This is a genomic window from Streptomyces sp. V3I8 (assembly GCF_030817535.1).
Classification (GTDB): domain Bacteria; phylum Actinomycetota; class Actinomycetes; order Streptomycetales; family Streptomycetaceae; genus Streptomyces.
The window spans coordinates 729,645-753,638 of sequence record NZ_JAUSZL010000002.1; the positions used below are offsets into that span (position 1 = coordinate 729,645).

Genomic DNA, 23,994 nt, shown 5'->3' on the forward strand with positions numbered 1-23,994 from the left:
GTGCCCTGACACTCAACCGGAGTGCGCGGAAGGGGAGTTGTGGCTCATCTGTTGGTGGTCGAAAGCTGGGTCGGATCGATGAGCAGACTGCTGCCACGGGCGATCCGGGAGGGCGGGCACGAGTTCACCTTCCTCACCCGGGACCTGCACCACTACTTGCGCTCGGCCCCGGAGGGCACGGCGCACCCCCTGCTGGCGGCCCGCAACGTGCTGACCGCCGAGACGAACGACGTCGAAGCCCTGCTCCCCGAGGCGGAGCGGCTGCACGGGGCACTCGGCTTCGACGCGGTGGTGACGTCCTGCGACTACTACCTGCCCACCGTGGCGCGGATCGCCGCCCGGCTGGGACTCCCCGGACCGACGCCCGGATCCGTCGAGGACGCGTGCCGTAAGGACCGCACCCGGCGGGTGCTCGGCGAAGCCGGTGTTCCCGGACCCCGTTTCGCCGTCTGCGCCGACCGGGCCGCGGCCGAGGGGGCCGCGCGGGAGCTGGGCTTCCCCCTGGTGGTCAAGCCCGTCGACCTCTGTGCGGGCATGTACGTACGGCGGGTGGACGACGCGCGTGAACTCGCCGACGCCTGCCGGGCGATCGCGGACTTCCCGCTGAACGCCCGGGGCCAGACGCGGGCGCCCGTCCTGCTGCTCGAGGAACTTCTCGACGGACCCGAGGTCAGTGTGGAGACCGTGTCGTTCGACGGCAGGACGCGGGTGGTGGGGGTGACCGACAAGAGCCTCGGCGGGGCACCGGCCTTCGTCGAGACCGGGCACATGTTCCCCGCCGCCCTCGCCCCGGACGACGCGGCGGCCGCCCGGGACACCGCGGTGCGGGCGGTCCAGGCGCTCGGCCTCGACTCCGTCGTGGCCCACACCGAGATCAGACTGACCGCCGCCGGGCCCCGTGTCGTCGAGGTCAACCCGCGTCCGGCCGGCAACCGCATCACCGAGCTGATCCGTCACGTCACCGGTCTCGACCTGGCCGCCGTCTGCGTGGACGTGGCCCTCGGCCGCACCCCCGACCTGCGACGGCGGGACACCGGACTGCGCAGCGCCGCCGTCGGCTTCCTCGTGCCGGACACCGCGGGGACGCTGGAGTCGATCGAGGGCGCGGACCGGGTGCGCGCCGAACCGCCGGTGCTGGAGGTCCGGTTCGCCGAACCGGGGCGCGCGGTGAGGGTGGCGGGCAGCAACAACGAGTACCTCGGGCATGTGATGGCGGGCGACGCCGAGGGGTTCGGCGCGCGGGCCCGGGTCGAGTCGCTGCTCTCCGGGCTGCGACCGCGGGTGTCCGTCCGATGAGGGCCCGGACCGGCGTGGAACCCGCCGCCACGGCCCTGCAGGGAACGGGTCCGCTCTCGTACGACGGCCTCGTCCGGCAGGTCCTGGCCGGCGGACTCGGCCCGGACCCCCGGACCCTGCGCACCGCCGTGGCGTTCACCACGAGTCAGGCGGTACGGCACGACGGGCGCCGCGGCGGCTACCGCAACGAGGTGCTCAGCCTGCGCCTGGGCCGGGCGGTCGGCTCCTGCGCGGTCGAGCCCGGCGCGCTGCCGGGCGGCGCGGTGGACGACTGCGCCGGGGCGGACGTCGCACATCTGCTGGAGCATCCGCTCCCCGCGGTGCGCGTCGCGGCACTGGACGCCTATCTGATGCACGTGCGCCCCCACTCGCCGGAGCACGGGGCACTTCCCTGCCCGCTGCCCGCCGGGAGTTCCCTGGAGAAGTCCCGGGCGCGGGCACGGGCCGTCGTCGAGCTGCTGGATGTCGGACCGGGACAGACCGTCCTCGTCGTCGGCGTCGTCAACTCGCTTCTTGAGGCGCTGCGTTCGCGCGGCATCACGTACATACCGTGTGACCTCAAGGGCGGTACGACGGAGTGGGGCGAGCACGTCGTCACCGACGCCCTCGCCGAACTCGACCGCTGTGACGCCGTGCTGGCTTCGGGGATGACCCTGGGCAACGGTTCCTTCGAACCCCTGCGGGAGCACGCCCTGCGCACCGGACGGCAGTTGGTGATGTTCGCGCAGACCGGCAGTGCCGTGCTGCCGCGGTTCCTCGGCGCCGGGGTCGGCGCGGTGTGCGCGGAGCCGTACCCCTTCTTCTGGCTGGACGGCGGCCCGGGCGTCCTGCACCGCTACGGCCACCGTCACGGCCGTACGGGGGCCGCGCTGTGACCGCGACCGCGCTGCGCCCGCGCACCGCCAACCCCGACCTGCTCTCCCTGCTCGGCCGCACGCCGCTGGCCAGGGTGACCACCGACCTGCCGCATCCGCAGCCCGGTTTCTGGGCCAAGCTGGAAGGGCTCGCCGCCGGCGGGATGAAGGCCAGGGCGGCGGTGTCCATGCTGCTCGGTGCCCGTGCCCGGGGTGAACTGCGTCCCGGCGCACCGGTGGTGGAGTCCACCTCCGGGACACTCGGCATCGGCCTCGCCTTCGCCGGACAGGCTCTGGGACACCCCATCGTGCTCGTCGGCGACACCGAACTCGAACCGTCCATGCGGCAGTTGCTGCGCGCGTACGGAGCCCGGCTCGAACTCGTCGACCGGCCGGCGAGCACGGGCGGCTGGCAGGCGGCCCGGCTGGCCCGGCTGCGCGAACTGCTGGGGACACTGCCGGACGCGTACTGGCCCGATCAGTACAACAACCCCGACAACGTCGCCGGTTACGCCTCGCTGGCCGCCGAACTCGCCTCGCAGCTCGACCACCTGGACGTACTGGTGTGCAGTGTCGGCACGGGCGGGCACAGTGCCGGGATCGCCGGTCCGCTGCGCAGGCACTGGCCCGCTCTGCGGCTGATCGGCGTGGACGCCACCGGCTCCACCATCTTCGGCCAGCCCGCCAGGCCCCGGCTGATGCGCGGTCTGGGCAGCAGCATCCATCCGCGCAACGTGGCCCACGAGGCCTTCGACGAGGTGCACTGGGTCGGTCCGGCCGAGGCGGCGGACGCCTGCCGGCGCCTGGCCCGCGGCAGCTTCGTCAGCGGCGGCTGGAGCACCGGCGCGGTCGCGCTGGTCTCCGCCTGGGCGGCCCGCGTCCATCCCGGCGCCGTGGTCGCCACCGTCTTCCCCGACGGGCCCCACCGCTACCTCGGCACGGTCTACGACGACGACTTCGCCGCGGCCCACGGCCTCGACCCGGCCGGCGCCGCCACCCGCCCCGTCGAGATCCCGCACGCACGCGCCGTCGAGGCCACCGGCTGGGCCCGCTGCACCACGGTGACCGACCCGGTGACGGACCCGGCGGCCCTCCCGGCGACCGGCCGCCCGGCCGCCCCGCACCCCCTGGAAGGAAGCTCGTGAAGGCCACCCTGCGCACCGTGCGGCTCACCCTCGCCGAGCCGCTGCGCATCTCCCGTTCGACGACGGCCGCCCGCGACGCCGTCTGGCTGACGATCGGGCACGAGGGCCTGCACGGCCACGGCGAGGCCGTCACCAGCGTCTACCACGGCCTCGACACCGGCACACTGGAACGGCAGTTGTACGAGTCCGGCCGCGACCTGGGCCGCTTCCCCGACCCCGAGAGCGCACTGCGCGGGCACCTGGCGGACGCGTACTCCGCGGACGGGCACCGCGCACGGGAGCGGCCCCCCGCGGTGCGGGCGGCCGTCGAGTCGGCGCTGCTGGACCTGTGCGGCAGACGGGCCGGCGCCCCCGTCCACCGGCTCCTCGGCGCCGCGAGCGCTCCGAGCGCCGGCACCGCCCGCACCATCGGCATCGTCCCGGCCGCGCACGCCGCCGCGCAGGCACGGGCCCTGGCGGACGCCGGATTCACGCTCCTCAAGATCAAGGCCGGCGCCCCGGACCCCGAGGACGACCTCGACCGCGTACGCGCCGTCCGCTCCGCCGCTCCCGGCACCCGGCTCCTGCTCGACCCCAACGGTGCCTGGACCCCCGGACAGGCCCACCGCCTCCTGGGCCGGTACGCGGAGCTGGGCGTCGAAGCCGTCGAGCAACCCGTCGCCCCCGGTGACCCGGAGGCCCTGGCCCGGCTCGCCGGGCGTTCGCCGCTGCCCCTGATCGCCGACGAGGACGCGGTCGGCCTCGAAGACGTACGACGGCTCGCGGGCCGTGTGCACGGGGTGAACGTCAAGCTCGCCAAGTGCGGCGGCCCCCATGCGGCCCTGCGGATCGCCGAGCTGCTCGCGGACAGCGGCACCGGCCTGATGCTGGGCTGCCTCACCGCCAGCACGCTCGGCCTCGCGCCCGCCGTGCACCTCGCCGACCGGGCCCGCTGGGCCGACCTCGACGGCCACCTGCTGCTCGCCGACGACCCGTGGACCGGGATCGGCGGCGCCGACGGTGTCGTACGGGCCGGTGGACTGCCCGGGCTCGGCGTACGCGAGAGGCGTACCGGAGAGGCGGACGGCCCGTGAGAACGCTGTACGAGATACGCGGATTCCCGCCCGCGATCCGGCTCCTGCTCCTCAACCAGTTCGGCGTCAACGCCGGCTTCTACCTGCTCATCCCCTATCTGGCCGTGCACCTGGGCGAGGACCTGGGCATGTCGGCGGCCGTCGTCGGGATCGTGCTGGGGGTGCGCAACCTCAGCCAGCAGGGACTGTTCCTCATCGGCGGCTCGGCCGCGGACCGGCTCGGGGCGCGGGGGGTCGTCATCGCCGGCTGCGCGGTGCGTACGGTCGGCTTCGCGCTGTTCGCCCTCGGCGACGGGCTCGCGGTGCTGCTGGCCGCGTCCGTGCTGAGCGGGCTCGCCGGGGCGCTGTTCAACCCGGCTGTGCGGACCTACCTCGCACAGGAGGCGGGCGGGCGCAGGGCCGAGGCGTTCGCGCTGTTCAACGTCTTCGCGACCACCGGGGCGCTCGTCGGGCCGCTGCTCGGCAGTGTGCTGCTGCTCGTCGATTTCCGGGCCTGCGCGCTCGCCGCCGCCGGGATCTTCGCGCTGCTCACCGTGGCCCAGGCGCTGGTACTGCCGGCGCGGGCGGTCCCGCCGAGCACGGGCGGGGTGCTCGCGGACTGGCGCGAGGTGGCCGGCGACCGCGCGTTCGTCGCCTTCTCGCTCGCCATGACCGGCATGTTCACCCTCGAGAACCAGCTGTACCTGCTGCTGCCCGACGGCGTCCGCCGCGCCACCGGCTGGGACGGCGCCGCCGGACTCGTGTTCCTGGTGGGAACGCTCGCCGGCCTCGCACTGCAGCTGCGGCTCACCCGGGCCCTGAAGGCGCACGGCGGACGGGCCGTCGGCACCGGACTCGCCCTGATGGGGCTCGCCTTCCTCCCGCCGATGCTGGTGTCGGGGGCCGCCCCGCGCCCGTGGCACGCCGTCCCCGTGCTCGCGGGCGTCCTGCTCCTCCACGTCGGGATCATGGTCGCGCAGCCCTTCGTGATGGAGCTGGTTCCCGGATTCGGCAGACCGGAGCTGACCGGCACGTACTTCGGGATCTTCTACATGGTGTCCGGGGTCGCCGCGGCCGTGGGCAACACGGTCGTGGGCTGGGCCATGGACGCCGGGGACCAGCGTGGTACGGCCTGGCTGCCCTGGGCCTGCTGCGTGGTGTGCGGTCTGGCCTCGGCGTCCGCGGTCACCTGGCTGCGCCGCCGGGGAGCACTTCCCGCACGCGCCGTCGTGGTGGGGGCGCCGGCATGACGAGCGGCAACCTGCTGACCGACCACCCGGAGCTGTACGAGGCCAGGTTCCCCGATCCCGGGCGGCTGGCCGGGCGGTGGGCCGAGGACTGCCTGCGCCGGCACGGGGCCGGTCCCGCCGTCCTCGACCTGGGATGCGGCACCGGCCGGGACGCGGCGCACCTGCACGCGGCGGGCCGCCGCGTGGTCGGCGCCGACCTCTCCGGGGCGATGCTGGCGTACGCCCGCGCCCGCCACCCGGGCCCGCGGTACGTGCGCGCCGATCTGCGGGACTTCTCCTTCCCGACCGGGGCCTTCGACGCGGTGGTGTGCCTGGACAGCGCCCTGCTGTACTGCCACACCAACGACGACCTGGACGGGTTCCTGGCCTCCTGCCGCCGGAGTCTGGCTCCCGGCGGGCTCCTCGTCGCGGAGATGCGCAACGGCGCCTACTTCCTCGGCCGGGACGGCCTGCTGGACACACCGAGGCACAACACCCTGTTGTGGCAGGGCACTTCGTACCGTTCGGTGACCACTCTGCACGTCGACCGCACCGCGCAGCTCCTGCGCCGTACCCGCGTCTGGACCGCCGACGACGGCTCGGCGCCCGTCGAACAACGCTCGGCCTGGCGGCTGCTCCTCCCCCAGGAACTGCGTCACTTCCTGGCCTCGCACGGTTTCGCCGTGCTGGAACTGCACGACGGGCCGGGGCCACGCACCGAACCGCCGTGGCAGGAGGGCGACCTGCCCGCCGGTCCGGCCGACGCCGACCGGCTGCACGTGGTGGCCCGCCGCACCGGCTGACCCGGCCGCGCCCCGCCCCTCCTCCTGCCTGCCTGCCGCGCCACATCTCACTGCCCACACCTCACAGCAAGGACATGCCCATGCAAGATCACCCCGGCCTCCGCCGCAGAGGCCTCCTCGCGGCCGCCTCCGGCATCGGCGCGCTCGCCCTCGTCGGCTGCGGCGGTCCGAACGACCCGGACACCCGCGGCTCCGGCAGCGGCGGCGACGGGAAGCCCCGGCGCGGCGGGCGGCTGCGGGCCGCCTTCGCGGGCGGCGGCGCGAGCGAGACGCTCGATCCGCACCTGGCCAACCTGTTCGCCGACGTGGCCCGCGCCAAGGCGCTCTTCGACAAGCTCGCCGACTACGGCGACGACCTCTCCGCCCGGCCCCGCCTGGCCTCCGGCTGGGAGCCGAACGCGGGCCTCGACCGCTGGACGGTGACCCTGCGCAAGGCGGACTTCCACGACGGGAAGGCCGTCACCGCCGAGGACGTCCTGTTCAGCTACCGCCGCATCGCCGACCCCGAGCAGGCGTTCCGCGCGAAGGCGTCCCTCGAACCCGTCGACCTGGCGGCGAGCCGGGCCGTCGACGAGCGGACCGTGGAGTTCGTCCTCAAGCGGCCGACCGCCGAATTCCCCAACGTCCTGGCCGCGTTCGGCGCGTACATCGTGCCCGCGGGGTCCTCGGGGTCCGACTTCGACGGAAAGCCGGTCGGCTCGGGACCGTTCCGCTTCGTGTCGTTCGCGCCGGGCCGCTCGGCGGTCTTCCGCCGCAACGACGCCTACTGGGACGGCGCCCCGCACCTCGACGAGGTGGAGTTCGTCGTCGCCAACGAGGAGTCCGCGCGGGTGAACGCGCTGCTGGGCGGGCAGGTCGAGTACGCCCACGAGTTGAACCCGACGACCGCGCGCGCCCACGAGGGCCGGGGACGGATCGGGATCGTACGGCTGCGCAACAGCGCCATGCAGGCGTTCGCGATGAAGACCGACCGGGCACCCTTCGACGACAGGCGGGTCCGGGAGGCGTTCTTCCTCGTCGCCGACCGCCAGGAGCTGGTCGACGGGGCGCTGTCCGGTGCGGGTGTGGTCGGCAACGATCTCTTCGGCAAGGGGTACGAGTACTACGCCGACGCGCTGCCCCAGCGCGAGCAGGACCTCGACCGGGCCCGCTCACTGCTGAAGGCGGCGGGTGCGGAGAAGTTGAAGGTCACCCTGGACACCTCGGCGGTCGCGGCCGGGTTCACCGAGGCGGCGAGCATCTTCCGGGACCAGGCCGCGAAGGCCGGCGTCACGGTCGAGGTCAGGACGGGCAGCAAGGACTCGTACTGGGCCGACGTCCTCGACTCCGGAACCCTGTGCTGCTACCGCTCCGGAGCCATGCCCATCGAGGCGCACATCTCGCAGCGCCTCCTCACCGACTCCACCACCAACGCCACCAGGTGGCGCCACAAGGACTTCGACGCGCTCTACCGGCAGGCGCAGGCCACGAGGGACGCCGAGGAACGCGCCGCCGTCTTCGGGCGGATGCAGCGCAGGCTGTACGCGGAGGGCGGTTTCCTGGTGTGGGGGTTCGCCGACTGGATCATCGGAACGGCCGAGGGGGTCAAGGGAGTCGAGGAGCAGGCCCCCGCGAACACGCTGGACTGGGCGCGGTTCGACAAGGTCTGGCTGGCGTGAGCGGACTCGGTTCGTGGGCCGTCCGGCGGCTGCTGCTCGGCGGCGCGCAGACCGTGGCCGTGGTGCTGCTGGTCTTCGCGCTCACCGAGGCGCTGCCGGGCGACGCGGCGGTGGCCCTCGCCGGGGACCAGCCCGACCCGGCCCGCGTCGCCGCCATCCGTGAGGCGATGGAGCTGGACCGGCCCGCGTACGAACGGCTCGCGGACTGGGCCGCCGGACTGCCGCACGCGGACTTCGGCACCTCCCTGGCATCGGGGCGGCCCGTCAGCTCGTACCTCTCGGACGCCTTCGGTCCCACGCTCCTGCTCGCCTCGCTCACCGTCGTGCTGCTGGTGCCGGCCGGGGTCGGGCTCGGGGTGCTGGCCGCGCGGTTCGAGGGGCGGTTCGTGGACCGGCTGGTCAGTGCGGTGACGCTCGGGGTGTACGCGGTACCGGAGTTCGCGCTCGGGATGCTGCTGGTGACGGTGTTCGCGCTGCGGCTCGACTGGCTGCCGCCGACGGCGGTCGGCTACGGCACGGACCTGCTCGGGCACCCGGCCGCGCTCGTCCTGCCGGTGCTCGTCCTGCTGTCCCGTCCGGTGTGCTCGCTGTGCCGGCTGGTGCGCGCCTCGATGATCGACGCACTCGCCTCCGCGTACGTCGCGCAGGCCCGGCGGTACGGGATTGCGGGTGCGCGGGTGCGGTACGCGCACGCCCTGCCGAACGCGGTCGCGCCCGCGGCCCAGCAACTGGCCCGGACCGTCGACTGGCTGCTGTGCGGAGTGATCGTCGTGGAGGCCCTGTTCGTGATCCCCGGCCTGGGGACCGTGCTGATGAACGCCGTGGCTGAACGGGACGTCCCGGTGGTCCAGGGACTCGCGGTCGTCTTCGGGGTGATCACGGTGGTGCTGAACCTGGGGGCCGACCTCGTCGCCCACCGGTTCGCGCCCCGGGCGGAGGTGGCCGCGTGAAGGGGCTTCGGAACGGAGTGGCGCCGGGGCGGTTCGCCCTCGGGACCGTCCTGGTGTGCGTGCCACTGGTGCTCGCGCTGCTCGGGCCCCTGCTCGCGGGCGGACCGGGGCCGCGGGCCGCCTCGTTCACGCTCGGCGCAGGGCACTGGCTGGGCACGGACTTCGTGGGGCGTGACGTGGGGCGGCAGGTGCTGCTCGGCGGCCGGCCCGTGGTGGCCGTCGCGGCCGCGGCGGCGGCACTGGCGTACCTGGTGGCGCTGCCGGTCGGGCTGATCAGCGCTCTGACGCACCGCAGGTGGCTGGAGGACGCGCTGATGCGCCCCCTGGACGTACTGCTGGCCGTGCCGTCCCTGTTGATGATCCTGCTGGTGGCCTCGGTGTTCTCCCCCGGGGCGACGGGCCTCGCGCTGCTGGTGGCGCTCGTGAACATCCCGGACGCCGCGCGGATCGTCCGGGCCGCTGCGGCGGACGTGGCGGCCCGGCCGGCGGTGGAGGCGCTGCGGATGCAGGGCGAGTCGTGGTGGCGTATCGCCGTGGTCCATGTCGGGCGGTCGATCCTGCGGCCGCTCGCCGCCGACGCCGGCGTACGGCTGACCGGTGTGCTGTACCTGGTGGCCACGGCCGCGTTCCTGGGCATCGGGGTGGCGCCGGACGCGGCCGACTGGGCAGTGATGGTGGACCGCAACCGGACGGGACTGTTCGTGCAGCCCTGGGCCGTGGTGGTCCCGGCGCTGCTCATCGTGGCGCTCACGACAGGGTGCAACCTGCTCTTCGACGCGGCGCTCACCCGCACCCGCGCGCACGTTCATGTCGATGTCCGTGCGGTCGAGGGCCGGATGAAGGAGCCGCGTCCATGAACGGGACGAGTGGGACGAGCGGGACGAGCGGGTCCGACGGTTCGGTGCCGGTCGCGGAGATCGACGGGCTGACCGTGGAAATCGACGGCAGACGCATCGTCGACGGGGTGAGTCTGCGGGTCCTGCCCGGAAGGGTGACCGCGCTGGTCGGGGCCTCCGGCAGCGGGAAGACGACCACGGGGCGCGCGCTGCTGGGCGAGTTCCCGTCGGGCGCGCGCGTGGGCGGATCCGTACGGGTGGCGGAGGCACTGGTCGGTTACGTCCCGCAGCACCCCGCGGAGGTGCTCAATCCCGCGCGACGGGTCGGCGCGCTGCTGTACGACATCGCGCGGGGCCAGGTGCGCGAGCTGCCCCGCCGGCGGCGACGCCGGGCGGCACGGGAGCGGGTCCTGCACGCCCTGGCGGCGGCCCAACTGCCCGACGGGGCGACCCTGTCGCGCCGTTTCCCGCACCAGCTCTCGGGCGGGCAGCAGCAGCGGGTGGTGCTCGCGCAGGCCCTGCTGCTCGGTGCGCGGGTGATCGTCGCGGACGAGCCCACCACCGGCCAGGACGCGCTCACCAGGCGCCGGATCGTCGACGAGCTGGCGGCGGTCGCCGCGCGCGGGATCGGGGTCGTCCTGCTGAGCCACGACCTGGCGACGGTCCGCGCGCTCGCCGACGAGGTGCTGGTGATGCGCGACGGCCGGGTCGTGGAGTCCGGCCCCACGGAGCAGGTGTGGTCGGCGCCCTCGCACGCCTGGACACGCCAACTCCTTTCCGAGCCGGCGTCGTCGGCGGAGACGGCCTCGAACGGACCGCGCCCCGCAGCCGTGTTGCGCGTCCGGGGGCTCCGGGCCCGCCATCGGCCCGGCACCGAGGTGCTGCGCGTGCCGGAACTCACCGTGCACCCCGGCGAGTGCCTCGCCGTCCTCGGCCGCTCCGGCAGCGGGAAGACGACGCTCGCCCGCTGCCTGGCCGGCCTCCACCGCACGTACGAGGGCGAGGTGCTGCTCGACGGGGTCGCGCTCCCCCGCAGTCTGCGCGACCGCAGCCGGCCCCAACTCGCCGCCGTGCAGTACGTCTTCCAGGACGCGCGGGCCTCCTTCGACGAGCACCGGCCGGTCCTCGACCAGGTGGCCCGGACGGCGGTACGGCTCCGGGGACTCCCGGCGGCAGCGGCGCGGGCCGAGGCGTCGGACGTGCTGGCCGGCCTGGGTCTGCCGGCCGGGTCGGCGGACCGCCCGCCCGCCCGGCTGTCCGGCGGTGAACTCCGGCGGGCCGCGCTCGCCCGGGCCCTGCTCGCCCGGCCACGGGTCCTGGTGTGCGACGAGATCACCGCCGGGCTCGACACGGTCACCCGCCGGAGCCTGCTGGGTCTGCTCGCCGGGCTGCTCCGCGACCGGGACGGCCTGTCCCTCGTACTGATCACGCACGACCTGGACACGGCCGGGCTCGCCGCCGGGATCGCGGTGCTGGACGCCGGGGAGGTGGTCGAGCAGGGGCCCGCCCGGGACGTCCTGACGGCGCCCGCCCATCCGTTCACCTCAGATCTGGTTCTCCCCGCCGTCGACGTACAGGTTGGCGCCCAGGATGAAGCTGCTCCGGTCGGAGGCCAGGAACGCCACCACCTCGGCGACCTCGTCCGGGCGCCCGATCCGGCCGAGCGGGACACCGGCGGTGAACTGTGACCTGGTGACGGACGCGTCCCCCGTGGCGACCGCGGCGTCCAGTCCGGGGGTGTCGATGGTGCCCGGGGAGATCGAGTTGACCCGGACGTTGCGGTCCTTGAGCTCGTTCGCCCAGGTGCGGGCGAAGGACCGGATCGCCGCCTTGGAGGCCGCGTACGTGCCGAAGGACGCGACACCGTCGTCGGCGCGCACCGAGGAGTTGAGGATCACCGAGGCGCCGTCGTTGAGCAGCGGCAGCGCCTTCTGCACGGTGAACAGGGTGCCCCGGACATTGACGCCGAAGGTCACGTCGAAGTGCTCCTCGGTGACCTCCTCCAGCGTCGCGAACGACGCGGCGGCGGCGTTGGCGAAGACCACGTCCAGGCCCCGGCCCCGGGCGCGGACCGCGTCGTACAGCCGGTCCAGGTCGGCCGGGTCCGAGATGTCACCCGGCACGGCGGTGGCCCGCGCCGCGCCGATGGTCCGCACGGCCGCGTCCAGTTCGGCCTCGCGGCGGCCGGTGATGAACACGTGCGCGCCCTCGGCCGCCAGCCGGACGGCCGTGGCCAGGCCGATTCCCGCACTGCCGCCGGTGATGACGGCGGTCCTGCCCTCGAGCTGCCCGCTCTGCGTTGCCATGGTCGTGGCCATGTCTGCGACCTCCACATATTTCAGTACCGATCGATACTGAATAGGAAGGTAGCACATCCGTACCGATCGATACGGAAGAGGTAGGGTGGGCCGCATGGAGACACGACGGAGGGCACCGGCCGGCCGGCCGAGGGGCTTCGACACCGACGAGGCCCTCGAACGCGCCATGCGGGTCTTCTGGGAGCAGGGCTACGAAGGCGCGAGCCTCACCGACCTGACCCACGCCATGGGCATCACCCGCACCAGCATGTACGCGGCCTTCGGCAACAAGGAGGAGCTGTTCCGCAAGGCCCTGGAGCGCTACACCGAGGGACCCGCCTCGTACGGGGCCCGTGCCGTGCGGGAGCCGACCGCCCGGGAGGTGGCATCCGCGTTCCTCGTCGGCTCGGTCCGGGCCACCACCCGCCCCGGCTGCCCCGCCGGGTGCCTCGGCGTCCAGGGCGCCCTCGCCGCGGGCGAGCCGGGCCGGGCCGCCCGCGACACCCTCGCGGCCTGGCGCGAGGAGGCGGTCTCCGGCCTGCGCGAGCGGTTCCGGCGGGCCGTCGACGAGGGCGACCTGCCGTCCGACGCCGATCCCGGGCTGCTCGCGCGCTACCTCATGACCGTGGCGAACGGCATCGCCGTCCAGGCGGCCGGCGGCGCCACCTCCGACGACCTGCACCTGGTGGCCGACATGGCGCTGCGGAGCTGGCCGTCCGCCTGAGCGGCCGGCGCCACAAGGCCGGAGGCCCACAGCGCCGCCTCCGACGCCACCGAGGACGGACACCACCGTGAATCTGCTTCCCTTCGACAGCGAAGACGCGCCGACCGTGGCCGGTTGGCCCCGCTCCGCCACGGAGGTCCTGATGTGGTGCGGGCTGCGGGAGTTCCCCGTGTCCGGGGACACCGTCGCGGCGTGGCAGCGCCGGCCGGACGTGACGGCCCGTGTCCTGACGGACGGTGAACAGCTGCTCGGTTACGGGGAGTTGTGGCTCGACACCGAGGAGGACGAGGTCGAGCTGGCACGGATCGTCGTGGCGCCGGAGGCCCGCGGGCGGGGCCTGGGACGCGCACTGGTGCGGGGCCTGCTCGCCGAGGCCCGGCTCTCCGGAATGGCTGACGTGTTCATGCGGGTCCATCCGGACAACGCCGCCGCCCTGCGCTGCTACCGGGGCGCCGGATTCGAACCGGTCGACACCGGGTCGGCCACGGCGTGGAACGCCGGGCAGCCCGTCGCCTACGTCTGGCTGCGGGCCGCCTGACCGGCGGGGACCGGCCAGGACCGGCCAGGACCGGCCGAAAGCGGCCGGAGCCGGCCGGGAGCGGCCAGGGAGTGGGCGGCCGCGTCCTTGCCGCGCCTCCCCACCACACTCCCCCCGGGGCGCGGACGCCCGGAACGTTGGTCCGGACGGGGGATTCCTGACGCGGCATCAGCGATGCGCCGCGTGGCGCGTCCGCGAATGTGAAAGAGAGTCAGGTGCACGGCCGATTTGTACGAAAATCATTCCACTCGGAGGACCTCGTATGACCGCCTCACTGCTCTCCCGCTCCGCCGGCGTCCGCACCGGTGCCGCCGCCCTCACCACGGCCGCCCTCGCCGGCGCCGCCCTCCTCGGGGCGCCGGCCGCCTACGCGGCCCCGGCCGACAGCGGCGACGTCAAGATCCACTCGGAGACGACGTCCCCCACCGACCAGCGCGACGAGACGAAGGTCTGCAAGTTCTACCTGTCCGCCTTCAACTTCCAGGAGGTCGGTGTCACGGGGATCACCTACATCATCGAACCCCAGCCGGCGACAGCGGCCGCCGCCACGCTCAACGGCACCCTCGCCCTCCCCATCGGCACCGGCTACACGGACACGCTGGCGCTGCCCGACGGCGACTACAAGCTCACCTGGAAGCCGACCGGCGGCACCGGGGCGGGCAAGGAGAAGAAGTTCAAGGTCGACTGCAAGCCGGCCGCGGAGAACAAGCCCGACGCCAAGCCGCAGACCCCCAACGGCTCCGTCCCGGCGGGCGGCGGCGGCCTCGCCGAGGCGCCGACCGTGTCGGCGGTCGCGGCCGCCGGAGCGGTGGGCCTGGTCGGCGTGTCCGGCTTCGTCTACTTCCGGCAGCTGCGTCGCCGGACCGACGGTGCCGCGTAGGTACGCGCCCAGGCCCTGGTACCGCACGCGCGCCTACCGTCTGGCGAGAACGGCCGTGCTGGCGTTCTCGCTGGTGATGGGCGGCATCTGGTGGGCCGAGGACGACGGTCGGCCCGCCGGGCCGGCCGCCGCCCCGGCGCCGGCGTCCGGGGACGCGAAGGCGTCCCCGGGTCCGCCCGCCTCCGCGGCACCGGAGCCCCGGCGCACCCCCGCCCCCGAACGGCCCCCCGTTCGCCGTCCGACCCCACCGCCCCGGCAGAGCGCGTCACCCCCATGGATCCGGCCGTCCCGGCCCCCCGTGCCGCCGCCCGCCTCACCCACGTCACCGCCCCGGCCGGCGCAACCACCCCCGCCACCGCGGCCCCAGCCACCCCGCCCGCCCCGGTCGCTCCAGCCGCTCCCGCGGTCCGAGCCCAGGACGCTGAGCATCCCGGACATCGGTCTCGAGGCCCCCGTCGTCGGACTGGGTCTGGACCGGCGGGGGCAGCTCACCACTCCGCCGATGGACAAGCCCAGACTGGCCGGCTGGTACCGGGGCGGGCCCGCGCCCGGTGAGGCGGGCACCGCCGTGGTGGTCGGACATCTGGACACCCGGACCGGTCCCGCGGTCTTCGCCGGCCTGAGCACGCTGAAGCCCGGCCAACCCGTCGAGGCCCGGCGCGCCGACGGACGCACCGCCGTCTACACGGTGGACGCCGTCCGCATGTACGAGAAGGCGCGCTTCCCCAGCCAGGAGGTGTACAGCGCGAGGAAGCGCCCGGAGCTCCGGCTGATCACCTGTGGCGGGGTGTACGACCGGAAGACCGGCTACCAGAGCAATGTCGTCGTCTTCGCACACCTGACGAAGACGCGGGGACCTTCGGGTTCCGCCTAGCCCTCCCCTGCCCTGCCCTGCCCGGTGCTGGTGCCGCGGCAGGTGCCGGAGCCGCTCGTCCGTGGCAGATTCCTGCGGTGATCCCGGAGACCGGCGACCACGCGCCCGCGCTGAACGACCTCCCCCGGTCGTTCAGCGCGGGCGCGTGCGCGTATGCGTGTGCGGCTGCGGGTGCGTGTGCGTGTGCGGCTGCGGGTGCGTGTGCGAAACGAGCACGACTGCGGCTGCGGCTGCGGCATGGGTGACAGCACCCTGTGGGTGGCCGCGCCGACGGCGGGGACCGCCCTGGCGCATTGCGTGCGGTCCGGTCCCCGCACCGATATGCGTCATGCGCTTTCGCAGTACGGTGCGCCTCGCGGCTCCCCACAGCCCCGACCGAGGAGACATCGATGACCGGTCCGGTCGTACGCCTGCCTCTGCCCACCGAGGACCCCCTCGCACCGCCCGCCGCGTGGGAGACGCTGCGCCGGCAGTGCCCCGTCGCCCGGGCCGCCCTGCCCAGCGGTGACTCGGCGGTCTACCTGACCCGCTACGACCATGTCAGGCAACTGCTCGCCGACCCCCGGTTCGTACGCCCCACCGAGCGGGACGACGCCGCCCGGATCGCCCCCGAGGGAGCCGGCGGCGCGGCGGCCACCGGCAGCGGCACGGTCGCCCTGCCGGATCGCGGTGAGCCCCACCAGCGCTGGCGGCGTCAGGTCGGCAGGTACTTCACCGTCAAGCGGATGACCGCGCTGCGTCCCGGCATGGTCCGTCTGACCGAGGACCTCGTCGACGCCATGGTCACCGCCGGCGCCCCGGCCGATCTGCGCGCCGCTCTCGGCTTCCCACTGCCCGTGTACGTCATCTGCGACCTGCTCGGCATCCCCGCCGACGACCGGGACCGCTTCTCCCACTGGTCCGACGCCTTCCTCAGCGTCACCCGCTACACCGGCGAGGAGATCCGGACCGCCCACGGGGAGCTCGTGGCCTACATGTCCGCGCACATCGACGCCAAGCGCGCCCGGCCCGCCGGCGATCTCCTCAGCACGCTCATCGAGGAGAGCGAGGCGGACGAGGAAGCCGGCGAGGACGGGGAGGAGCCGGGCCGGGAGCCGGGGCTGAGCCACGACGAACTCGTCGCCACCGGCATGGGGCTGCTCATCGCGGGACACGAGACCACCGCCAACATGATCGGCAAGATGGTCGCCATGCTGCTCGACGACCGCGGCCGCTGGGAACGGCTGGTGAAGGATCCCTCGCTGGTGCGTACGGCCGTCGAGGAGTCCTTGCGCTTCGACGCCAACCTGGGCTTCGGCCTGCGCCGTTACCTCGGCGAGGACGTGGAGATCGACGGCCGGCTCGTGCCCGCGGGCAGCACGGTCGTGTGCAGCATGCCGGCCGCCAACCGCGACGAGCGGGCGTTCGCCGGCGCCGACGACACGGACCTCGGCCGTTCACCCAATCCGCACCTGACCTTCGGTGTGGGCCCGCACTCCTGTCTCGGCCAGGCGCTGGCCCGCACCGAACTCCAGGTGGTCCTGGAGACCCTGCTCGGGCGGCTGCCCACGCTGCGCCTGGCCGTGCCGGTCGAAGAACTGCGCAAGACCGAGGGACTCCTCGTCGGAGGGCTGAGCGAGGTCCCGGTCGCCTGGTGAGCCGGGCCCTCTTCTCCCGAGATCCCCTCACCACCACACGACATGCGAACCCGTGCACATCGCCGGCCGGAAGGACGGAGTCATGAAGCTCAGCGTGGACGAGGAGAGGTGCTGCGGCGCCGGCGCGTGTGTCCTGGCCGCTCCCGAGGTGTTCGACCAGCGGGACGAGGACGGCGTCGTCACCCTCCTGGACAGCGACCCCGCCGAACACCGGCAGAACGCCGTGCGCGAGGCGGCAGCGGTCTGCCCCACCGCGGCGATCCGCGTGACCGCCTGACCGCTCGATCGCTCGACCGCGAGGCCGGTAACGACGCGGTCGGGCACCCGCGGTTCGGCCTGTCCGCCGTCCCTGTAGGCCGTCCCTGTAGGCCGTCCCTGTACGCCGGGTGGACCCGGGCCACTGCACGCACGACGAGATCGCCACGATCGTGGCGGACCTGTCCCGCCGACCGACGGCCGGCCACGGCAAAGGGCGGGTGTGCGACAGGAGCGGTCGCCGGAAGCCGTGGTGGTCTGCCGGACGCTGCCGGACACTGATGAACCGTGACTGGAACGAGGTGACCGGCGAGCCCGGCCCGACCGGGCTCGGCTGGTGCACCCATCGGCTCATGCCGACGGCGTCGCTCCGTCGAGGGACGCGAGCCAGGCGAGCAGCAGCCGGTTGACCTCGTCGGGGCGTTCCTGCTGGACCCAGTGGCCGCAGCCCTCGACGAGGTGCGAGGAGACCAGACCGGGGAGGGTGCCGGGGAACGCCTCGACCGCGTCGGCCAACCAGGTGAGGGAGGCGTCGAGTTCACCGGCGACGAAGAGCGACGGCTGCGCGATCGGAGCGCCGTCGAAGTCCGCGAGGTCCTCCCAGTCGCGGTCCATGCTGCGGTAGCGGTTGAGCGCCCCCTTGAACCCGGTCCGCCCGAACTCGGCCGTGACGAAGTCGAGTTCCGCGTCCGTGAGCCAGGACGGACGGTGCGGTACGAAGCGGTCCGACATCCTGGCGCCCTTCGGTACGAAGAAGACCGCGCCCTCCCCCGACGCCGGCCTCGTGTCGCCGGCCAGGGTGGCGTAGAAACCGGCCAGCCAGCCCCGCACGTCGCGCTCGATCTCCGCCTCCGCGCGGCCCGGCTCCTGGAAGTGGCCGACGTAGAACTCCTCGTCCCCGCCGATCATGGCGAAGACGTCGCTCGGCCGCGGGCCGCCCCGGGGCGCGTACGGCACGCCGAGCATCCCGACGGCGGTGAAGACGTCGGGCCGCAGCAGCGCGGAGTCGGCGGCGATGGTCGAGCCCCAGTCGTGGCCGACGATCACGGCGGTCTCCTCGCCGAGCGCACGGACGACCGCCACGTTGTCCTCGACATGGGCACCGATGCGGTACGCCGCCACGTCCTCGGGCACCGAGGAGCGCCCGTAGCCGCGTACGTCGACGGCCACCGCGCGGTAGCCGGCCGCGGCGAGCACCGGGAGCTGGTGGCGCCACGAGGACCAGAGTTCGGGAAAGCCGTGGATCAGCAGGACCAGCGGGCCGGCGCCCTGCTCGACCAGGTGGATACGGGCACCGGGCACGTCCACCAGTCGGTGACGGGCACCCGCCGGGGTGATCGGGTCGGCGTCCTGCGGCATGAGCCCTCCTCGGGGTGTGTTCTCCTGCCGTTGATCATGGTGGGGCCTGCGCCACGGGGCGAGATGCCTTGCCGTTTCGGCAAAAGCGGGTCCGGACGGCACCGGGGTCCGCGGGACGGGCGGGTTCACGCCACTCCTGGGGCGCGGGTGGCTGCGGTGAACCGGACCGCGTGACGGCACGTACTGAAGGAGGGCGTTCACCTCACGGGAGCGTCCATGGAAGTGACGCTGTGTCAGAACAGTCGCACGGGAGCGGTGGATGAGGCACGCACGACGGAATGTTCAGCGCATCGCACGGCTCGCCGCCATCGGCGGGCTGGCCTGCGGAGGGCTGATGGTCACGCATGCCGTGGCGAGCGAGACGTCGGGCGATCCGCTCACTCCCAACGCCGAGACCCGGGCCGCGCGGACCGGCCAGGAACTGGTCACCGACCTGGGCGCCTCCCGTACGGCGGGCAGCTGGATCGACGCCGAGGGGCGCCCGGTCGTCGCGGTGACCGACGAGAAGGCGGCGGCCGACGTACGCGAGGCCGGCGCCGTCGCCAAGGTCGTCAGCCACACCATGCTGGACCTCAAGTCCGCCACCGAGACGCTGAAGGACGCGCCCAAGGTGGCCGGCACCTCCTGGGCGATGGACTACGCAGCCAACCAGGTGGTGGTGCGCGCCGACACCACCGTCTCCGCCGCCCAGTGGGCGCGGCTGACCGCGGTCGCCGAGGGCATCGGCACCTCCGTGCGTATGGAGCGGACGAAGGGCACGTTCACGCCGCGGCTGAACGGCGCCGACGCGATGTTCGCGGGCTCGGGACGCTGTTCGGCGGGCTTCAACGTGACGAACGGGCAGAACGACTTCATCCTCACGGCCGGCCACTGCGGCCCCGTGGGCACGACGTGGTTCTCGGACCAGCAGGGCAGCAAGCAGGTCGGGGACACCGTCTCCGGCTCATTCCCCGGCGGCGACTTCTCGCTCGTGCGGTACGCCCCCGGAACCGCCCTGAGCGGCGCCGACATCGTGTCCGTGGGCGGCGGCCAGGGCGTACGGATCGTCGGGGCGGCCGATCCGGCCGTCGGGCAGAAGGTCTTCCGCAGCGGCAGCACGACCGGCCTGCGGTCCGGTCAGGTGACGGGGCTCAACGCCACGGTGAACTACCCCCAGGGCACGGTCACCGGACTCATCGAGACCACGGTGTGCGCCGAACCGGGCGACAGCGGCGGCCCGATGTTCGCCGACGGACTGGCCCTGGGCGTCACCTCGGGCGGCAGCGGTGACTGCACCAATGGCGGCACGACGTTCTTCCAGCCCGTGACGAAGGCGCTCGACTCGCTCGGCGTGGAACTGGCGGGCGACCCCGGCTCGGCCGACCAGGCCGCGCCCTCCTCCGGCAGCACCGGAGCCACCGGCGGCGCGGGCGCGGCGGTGCCGCCCGGCGCCTCCTCGACCGCCCCCGGCGGCGCGGTCCTGCCAGGTGCCATGGGTCCGGCGCAGACGGTTCCCGAGGGGCGGACCGACACCACGACCTCGGCGCTGGAACGGCTCGGCGAGTACCGGAATCTCGGGCCCGGGCTGTTCGTCATCGCGGGGAGCCTGCTCGCGCTGGTGGCACTGCGCATCCGTTCGGAACGGGGCCGCAGGCGCTATCGCAACCAGTACGCGCAGAGCTGGGGCTGACCGGAGCCCCACCCTGCGGGGAGCGTTTACTGGGGACATGACGCACCCCAGTCACGACGCCGGCCGAGCTCCCGCCGACACCGACACCGGCACCACAACGGCATCCGCGTCCACGTCCGCACCCGTGTCCGCCCCGGCCGAAGACCGTGCCCCCGTCGTCGTGGGCACCCCCGGCTCCTTCGCCCGCGGTGTGCTGGACGAGCGGCACCCGGCCCTGATCGAGCGGGTCCGGCGGGCCACTCCCTACCCGCCGGCCCAGCAGCGCGCCCTCGACGCCCTCCTCGACGAGATCACCCAGGGACCGGTCGGGCGCCTGCACGACAGCGAGCCGGGCGCCGGGGCCTGGCGGGACGAGCCGTACTACGGGCAGCGCTGGGCGGACGTGCCGTTCCTGTGGGCGGAGAGTTTCTTCTACCGCAGACTCCTGGCCGCCCTGGGGTACTTCGCGCCGGGCCCGTGGCGGGGTGTCGACCCCTTCGCCCCCTTCAAGAACGCCGAACTCGCGGGCGCCCAGGTCGACGGCGAGCTGTCCGCGCTCGACCGCCTCCCCGCCCTGCCGCCGGACGAGCGGGACCGTACGCTCCTGCTCTCCTCCCTCTGGGGCAACCGCGCCGACCTCGGCTTCCGGCTGTCCGCGGGCGGGGCGGGGCTGGGCGACCAGGTGCCGGGGCTCGTCGTCGACGACTCGCCGGCGCTGTGGGAGCTGCTCGCGGCCGGCGGGCCCGGCACGGTCTGTCTCGTCGCCGACAACGCCGGTCCGGAACTGCTCCCCGACCTCGTGCTCGCCGACCACCTGCTGGCCACCGGGCGGGCCGCCCGCGTGGTCCTGCACCTGAAGCCGTACCCGTACTACGTCTCCGACGCCACCACCGCCGACACACTCGCCTGCCTCGACCGGCTGACGCGCGCGTCCGGGCATGCCGCGGCGGCCGGCGAACGGCTGCGGCGGGCCATGACCGACGGCCGGATGGTCCTGCGCGCCCACCCGTTCTCCTGCGCGCCGTACTCCTACGACCGGATGCCCGCCGATCTCCGGGAGGATTTCGCGTCCGCCACGCTCACCGTCATGAAGGGCGACCTCAACTACCGCCGCCTGGTGGGCGACCGGCACTGGCCGGCCACCACGCCGTTCGCGCAGGCCTGCGCGTACTTCCCCGGCCCGGTGGCCGCGCTGCGGACACTCAAGTGCGACGTCATGACCGGGCTGACGTCCGCGGCGCTGGCGGAGCTGGACGCGGGCGCAAAGTCCTGGCGTACGAGCGGGACGCACGCCCTCGTCCAGGTCAGGGCCTGACCGCGGCACGGACCGCGCGCCGCGGCAGGCGGTGCACAGCTTGCCCGGGGTCCCGGAAGTGCTGTCACAGGCACCGCATACCATCACCGTGATGAGCAGCCGGACGCCACAGCGAGCACGCCGCGTCACACGCGGCGCGGCACTGTGCGCTGCCCTGGCCGTGCTGTTCGCGGTGCTGGTGGCCTGTCTGGGGTACGTGCCGGCGCACGGCCGGACGGCTCCCGCCGCCGCGCCACCCGTCACCGTCTCCGTCGCGCACGAACGGCTGGGCTCCCCCGCCGAGCACGACCAGTGCTGCGGTCTGCCCACCCGCGAGGCGCGGGCCGTGCTGCCGGTGGGCGCCCACCCCCTGCCCGCGGTGGCGCCCCGGATGCCGGTCGCGGCCCACCCGGCCCCGGCGGCGCGCGTCCGCGTGGCACCGCCCGCGCGCGGGGCCCCCGACCTCCATGTCCTGCAGGTGCAGCGGATCTAGACCGGCGTCCGTACGACGACGTCCGTCCGACCCTCACCCACCGCCGCCCGAACGATCCGGCGCGGCGGGGACAAGGAACGCACCTCCATGAGCAGAACCAGCAAGAAGTCGGCCGCCACCGCCCGTAAGGCGCGCATCGAGGAGATGCGCCGCACCGAGAAGGCCCGCGAGCGCAGGAACCGGATCCTGACCGTCGCGGTCAGCACGGCCATCGTCGTCGGACTCGTCGGCTTCGGCGCGTACTACATCAACGACGCGAACGAGAAGGACGAGCAGCGGCAGGCGGCCGCGAAGAAGCCCGTCGAGGGCGAGAAGTCCTGGGACGCGAAGAAGCTGACCCAGAACCACGTCACGAAGTCGGTGTCGTACCCGATGAACCCGCCGGTCGGCGGCGACCACGACCAGGCGTGGATGACCTGTGACGGCTCGGTCTACAAGGAGGCGATACGGAACGAGAACGCGGTGCACTCCCTGGAGCACGGCGCGGTCTGGATCACCTACAACGACGACGCGTCGGACGCCGACGTGAAGACCCTCGCCGACAAGGTCGGCAGGACGCCGTACACGCTGATGAGCCCGGTGAAGGACCAGGCCGGTGCCCTCATGCTGTCGGCCTGGGGCAAGCAGCTGACCGTGGAGAAGGCCTCGGACCCGCGGGTCCAGCAGTTCCTGACGAAGTACGTGCAGGGCCCGCAGACCCCCGAGCCCGGGGCGGCCTGCACCAACGGCGTCGACGCGGCCTGACGTCCCGGGGGGCGCCGGGCTCCGGCCCCGAGTCCGGCGCCACGGCACCCACGGACGCCGTGCTGTCCCGTGCCGTGCGCTCCTCTGCCGTGCGCGCCGCCGAGCGCGCCGTGATCCACTCGCGGACCGATGCGGCCTGATGGCGCTGTTCTCGACGGACCGTACGGACCGGTACGGACCAGTACGAACCGGTGCAGGCCGGTACACGGACCGGTGCAGGCGCTGGGAGCCGGTCGCGCGGTTTCCGCGCCCCTGGCGGGGCCGGCTGGCCCGGCCGGGCGACGTGTACCGGTCCCGGCCGGTCCGCCCGGCGTGGGAACGGTCCGGACCGCGGGCGTTCCCGCATCCTCTCCTCGTCGCACGCGATCACCGACGACCGGGTGCGACCGGATACGAACGCACGCGACCGGCGGCCGGCCGTTCGCCACCGTGACGAGGAGGAACCACCCGTGCCGCTCCGCCCCAGACCCCGTACGACATCCCTGCTGCTGACGGCGGCGGCCGTGCTGGCCGCCGCGGGCTGGACCGCAGCGGGACGGCCGGCGGGGGCGGCTCCGGCACATCACGCACCGGAGCCGTCCACCGCGTCCACCGTCTGCGCCCCCGCGGGCACCCTGCGGGGACCCGGAGGACAGCGGGCCGACATGAACCTGTGCGCGAGCGGCGGCGGCGCGGGGACGTCGCTGTCGGCCCCGGCGACCTGCCGGCGCACCGGCACCTCCGTCCGGTACGCCTGTCTGACCTCGGGCACCTGGACCCTGCGACGGGACGGCAGGACCGTCGCGACGGGGTCCCTGCCCGGCGGCCGGGAGACCCCGGGACCGGGAACCTACGACGTCAGCGGCACGGTGCACGTCCGGTCGTCGCCCGCCGGGGTGGACCTGCGGGGGAAGGTCCGCACCACCCTGACCCTCACCGACCCCAAGCCCGCCGCCACGCACCGCATCGAGGTCGACCGGCGCACCCTGCGGCCGCACACGTCGACCACGCTGACGTACACCGTCTCGCGCGACAGCGACGCGGGCGACGGGAGCGCCCGCTTCGGGCTCATCGGCGAGGAGGCCTCGGGGGTGGAGCTGACCACGTCCGACGCCCGCTGCGTCAACCCGCTCACCGGCCGCCACCCGTCGACGGTCCGCAGCATGTACGCCCTGGACTGCGCGCTCACCGACCTCCAGCCGGGCCGGCCCTCCACGGTGGTCGTCCGCGCCCGGGTCGCCGGCGCCTGCACGAGCGTCGTCTCGAAGCTGGGGTACTGGATGCCACGCGGCCAGAGCCTCTACACCGGCGGCATGCTGGCCGGCCCGACGGTCACCTGCCGCACGTCGGACGCCCGCGCGCACTGACCTGGCGGGGCGGGGCACGGGTCGGTGCACGGGTCGGTGCGGTGCGGGGCGCACGGACGACGGGCCGGCCCCCGGAGGGACC

At 74.1% G+C, this 23,994-nt stretch carries 22 protein-coding genes and 1 pseudogene; 21 read left to right on the plus strand and 2 right to left on the minus strand.

Going from position 1 to position 23,994, the window contains the following annotated elements; genetic code table 11:
* Positions 1–39 precede the first annotated feature (39 nt).
* The 10 genes and pseudogenes from QFZ75_RS03515 to QFZ75_RS03560 all read left to right on the plus strand — a co-directional run.
* Positions 40–1,296, plus strand: coding sequence for an ATP-grasp domain-containing protein (locus QFZ75_RS03515; protein ID WP_307533780.1), 1,257 nt, complete (start codon positions 40–42; stop codon positions 1,294–1,296).
* Complete coding sequence (locus tag QFZ75_RS03520) at positions 1,293–2,171, plus strand: Rossmann-like domain-containing protein (protein ID WP_307533781.1); 879 nt, start codon at positions 1,293–1,295, stop codon at positions 2,169–2,171. Before QFZ75_RS03515 ends, QFZ75_RS03520 begins: the two co-directional genes overlap by 4 nt.
* Entirely contained in the window at positions 2,168–3,295 is a 1,128-nt protein-coding gene (locus tag QFZ75_RS03525; protein WP_307533782.1) for a PLP-dependent cysteine synthase family protein, read from the plus strand. The genes QFZ75_RS03520 and QFZ75_RS03525 overlap by 4 nt, the downstream gene beginning before the upstream one ends.
* Positions 3,292–4,368, plus strand: coding sequence for a dipeptide epimerase (locus QFZ75_RS03530; protein ID WP_307533783.1), 1,077 nt, complete (start codon positions 3,292–3,294; stop codon positions 4,366–4,368). The genes QFZ75_RS03525 and QFZ75_RS03530 overlap by 4 nt, the downstream gene beginning before the upstream one ends.
* Positions 4,365–5,597, plus strand: coding sequence for an MFS transporter (locus tag QFZ75_RS03535; protein ID WP_307533784.1), 1,233 nt, complete (start codon positions 4,365–4,367; stop codon positions 5,595–5,597). Before QFZ75_RS03530 ends, QFZ75_RS03535 begins: the two co-directional genes overlap by 4 nt.
* Positions 5,594–6,379 carry a class I SAM-dependent methyltransferase gene (locus QFZ75_RS03540; RefSeq protein WP_307533785.1) on the plus strand — a complete coding sequence of 262 codons (786 nt, stop codon included), beginning with the start codon at positions 5,594–5,596 and terminating at the stop codon, positions 6,377–6,379. Before QFZ75_RS03535 ends, QFZ75_RS03540 begins: the two co-directional genes overlap by 4 nt.
* 80 nt (positions 6,380–6,459) lie before the next feature.
* Complete coding sequence (locus QFZ75_RS03545; protein WP_373465804.1) at positions 6,460–8,037, plus strand: ABC transporter substrate-binding protein; 1,578 nt, start codon at positions 6,460–6,462, stop codon at positions 8,035–8,037.
* A complete protein-coding gene (locus tag QFZ75_RS03550) occupies positions 8,034–8,987 on the plus strand; it encodes an ABC transporter permease (RefSeq protein WP_307533788.1) in 954 nt (317 codons plus the stop codon). The genes QFZ75_RS03545 and QFZ75_RS03550 overlap by 4 nt, the downstream gene beginning before the upstream one ends.
* On the plus strand, positions 8,984–9,844 hold the full coding sequence (locus tag QFZ75_RS03555; protein ID WP_373465805.1) for an ABC transporter permease: 861 nt from the start codon (positions 8,984–8,986) through the stop codon (positions 9,842–9,844). The genes QFZ75_RS03550 and QFZ75_RS03555 overlap by 4 nt, the downstream gene beginning before the upstream one ends.
* A pseudogene (locus QFZ75_RS03560) lies at positions 9,841–11,238 on the plus strand (ABC transporter ATP-binding protein); the annotation flags it as partial. The gene QFZ75_RS03555 and the pseudogene QFZ75_RS03560, both read left to right, overlap by 4 nt.
* A 129-nt stretch (positions 11,239–11,367) precedes the next feature.
* Here QFZ75_RS03560 and QFZ75_RS03565 read toward each other — a convergent pair.
* Positions 11,368–12,141: an SDR family NAD(P)-dependent oxidoreductase gene (locus QFZ75_RS03565; protein WP_307533789.1), complete on the minus strand. Its 774-nt coding sequence runs from the start codon at positions 12,139–12,141 to the stop codon at positions 11,368–11,370.
* 94 nt (positions 12,142–12,235) lie between these two features.
* Between QFZ75_RS03565 and QFZ75_RS03570 the strand changes: the two genes are divergently transcribed.
* From QFZ75_RS03570 to QFZ75_RS03595, 6 genes are all read left to right on the plus strand, one after another.
* Positions 12,236–12,844 (plus strand): TetR/AcrR family transcriptional regulator, encoded by a 609-nt coding sequence (locus QFZ75_RS03570; RefSeq protein WP_307533790.1) that lies wholly within the window; start codon positions 12,236–12,238, stop codon positions 12,842–12,844.
* Between the two features lie 67 nt (positions 12,845–12,911).
* Positions 12,912–13,382 (plus strand): N-acetyltransferase, encoded by a 471-nt coding sequence (locus tag QFZ75_RS03575; RefSeq protein WP_307533792.1) that lies wholly within the window; start codon positions 12,912–12,914, stop codon positions 13,380–13,382.
* Positions 13,383–13,644: 262 nt separating this feature from the next.
* Positions 13,645–14,262, plus strand: a complete 618-nt coding sequence (locus tag QFZ75_RS03580; protein ID WP_307533793.1) for a hypothetical protein — start codon at positions 13,645–13,647, stop codon at positions 14,260–14,262.
* 76 nt (positions 14,263–14,338) lie between these two features.
* Positions 14,339–15,136, plus strand: a complete 798-nt coding sequence (locus QFZ75_RS03585; RefSeq protein ID WP_307544202.1) for a class F sortase — start codon at positions 14,339–14,341, stop codon at positions 15,134–15,136.
* Positions 15,137–15,525: 389 nt separating this feature from the next.
* On the plus strand, positions 15,526–16,773 hold the full coding sequence (locus tag QFZ75_RS03590) for a cytochrome P450 (RefSeq protein WP_307533794.1): 1,248 nt from the start codon (positions 15,526–15,528) through the stop codon (positions 16,771–16,773).
* A gap of 82 nt (positions 16,774–16,855) precedes the next feature.
* Entirely contained in the window at positions 16,856–17,050 is a 195-nt protein-coding gene (locus tag QFZ75_RS03595; RefSeq protein ID WP_307533795.1) for a ferredoxin, read from the plus strand.
* 329 nt (positions 17,051–17,379) lie between these two features.
* Here the strand turns inward: QFZ75_RS03595 and QFZ75_RS03600 are convergent, their stop codons facing one another.
* Positions 17,380–18,387 (minus strand): alpha/beta fold hydrolase, encoded by a 1,008-nt coding sequence (locus QFZ75_RS03600; RefSeq protein WP_307533796.1) that lies wholly within the window; start codon positions 18,385–18,387, stop codon positions 17,380–17,382.
* 259 nt (positions 18,388–18,646) lie between these two features.
* Between QFZ75_RS03600 and QFZ75_RS03605 the strand changes: the two genes are divergently transcribed.
* The 5 genes from QFZ75_RS03605 (at position 18,647) to QFZ75_RS03625 (ending at position 23,912) form a co-directional block, all read left to right on the plus strand.
* Positions 18,647–20,056 (plus strand): S1 family peptidase, encoded by a 1,410-nt coding sequence (locus QFZ75_RS03605; RefSeq protein WP_307533797.1) that lies wholly within the window; start codon positions 18,647–18,649, stop codon positions 20,054–20,056.
* A 37-nt stretch (positions 20,057–20,093) separates the two neighbouring features.
* Positions 20,094–21,350, plus strand: a complete 1,257-nt coding sequence (locus QFZ75_RS03610; RefSeq protein ID WP_307533798.1) for a damage-control phosphatase ARMT1 family protein — start codon at positions 20,094–20,096, stop codon at positions 21,348–21,350.
* Positions 21,351–21,441: 91 nt separating this feature from the next.
* Complete coding sequence (locus QFZ75_RS03615; RefSeq protein ID WP_307533799.1) at positions 21,442–21,822, plus strand: hypothetical protein; 381 nt, start codon at positions 21,442–21,444, stop codon at positions 21,820–21,822.
* Between the two features lie 87 nt (positions 21,823–21,909).
* On the plus strand, positions 21,910–22,566 hold the full coding sequence (locus tag QFZ75_RS03620) for a DUF3105 domain-containing protein (RefSeq protein ID WP_307533800.1): 657 nt from the start codon (positions 21,910–21,912) through the stop codon (positions 22,564–22,566).
* 449 nt (positions 22,567–23,015) lie between these two features.
* The gene (locus QFZ75_RS03625) at positions 23,016–23,912 is read left to right on the plus strand and encodes a hypothetical protein (RefSeq protein ID WP_307533801.1); all 897 of its coding nucleotides are present in this window, start codon (positions 23,016–23,018) and stop codon (positions 23,910–23,912) included.
* The last annotated feature ends 82 nt before the right edge of the window (positions 23,913–23,994 follow it).

Coding starts and splice junctions, on each gene's coding strand:
- QFZ75_RS03520 (WP_307533781.1), top strand. CDS start 1,293: ATGAGGGCCCGGACCGGCGTGGAACCCGCCGCCACGGCCCTGCAGGGA.
- QFZ75_RS03540 (WP_307533785.1), top strand. CDS start 5,594: ATGACGAGCGGCAACCTGCTGACCGACCACCCGGAGCTGTACGAGGCC.
- QFZ75_RS03545 (WP_373465804.1), top strand. CDS start 6,460: ATGCAAGATCACCCCGGCCTCCGCCGCAGAGGCCTCCTCGCGGCCGCC.
- QFZ75_RS03565 (WP_307533789.1), bottom strand. CDS start 12,141: ATGGCCACGACCATGGCAACGCAGAGCGGGCAGCTCGAGGGCAGGACC.
- QFZ75_RS03570 (WP_307533790.1), top strand. CDS start 12,236: ATGGAGACACGACGGAGGGCACCGGCCGGCCGGCCGAGGGGCTTCGAC.
- QFZ75_RS03580 (WP_307533793.1), top strand. CDS start 13,645: ATGACCGCCTCACTGCTCTCCCGCTCCGCCGGCGTCCGCACCGGTGCC.
- QFZ75_RS03585 (WP_307544202.1), top strand. CDS start 14,339: ATGGGCGGCATCTGGTGGGCCGAGGACGACGGTCGGCCCGCCGGGCCG.
- QFZ75_RS03590 (WP_307533794.1), top strand. CDS start 15,526: ATGACCGGTCCGGTCGTACGCCTGCCTCTGCCCACCGAGGACCCCCTC.
- QFZ75_RS03595 (WP_307533795.1), top strand. CDS start 16,856: ATGAAGCTCAGCGTGGACGAGGAGAGGTGCTGCGGCGCCGGCGCGTGT.
- QFZ75_RS03600 (WP_307533796.1), bottom strand. CDS start 18,387: ATGCCGCAGGACGCCGACCCGATCACCCCGGCGGGTGCCCGTCACCGA.
- QFZ75_RS03605 (WP_307533797.1), top strand. CDS start 18,647: ATGAGGCACGCACGACGGAATGTTCAGCGCATCGCACGGCTCGCCGCC.
- QFZ75_RS03610 (WP_307533798.1), top strand. CDS start 20,094: ATGACGCACCCCAGTCACGACGCCGGCCGAGCTCCCGCCGACACCGAC.
- QFZ75_RS03615 (WP_307533799.1), top strand. CDS start 21,442: ATGAGCAGCCGGACGCCACAGCGAGCACGCCGCGTCACACGCGGCGCG.
- QFZ75_RS03620 (WP_307533800.1), top strand. CDS start 21,910: ATGAGCAGAACCAGCAAGAAGTCGGCCGCCACCGCCCGTAAGGCGCGC.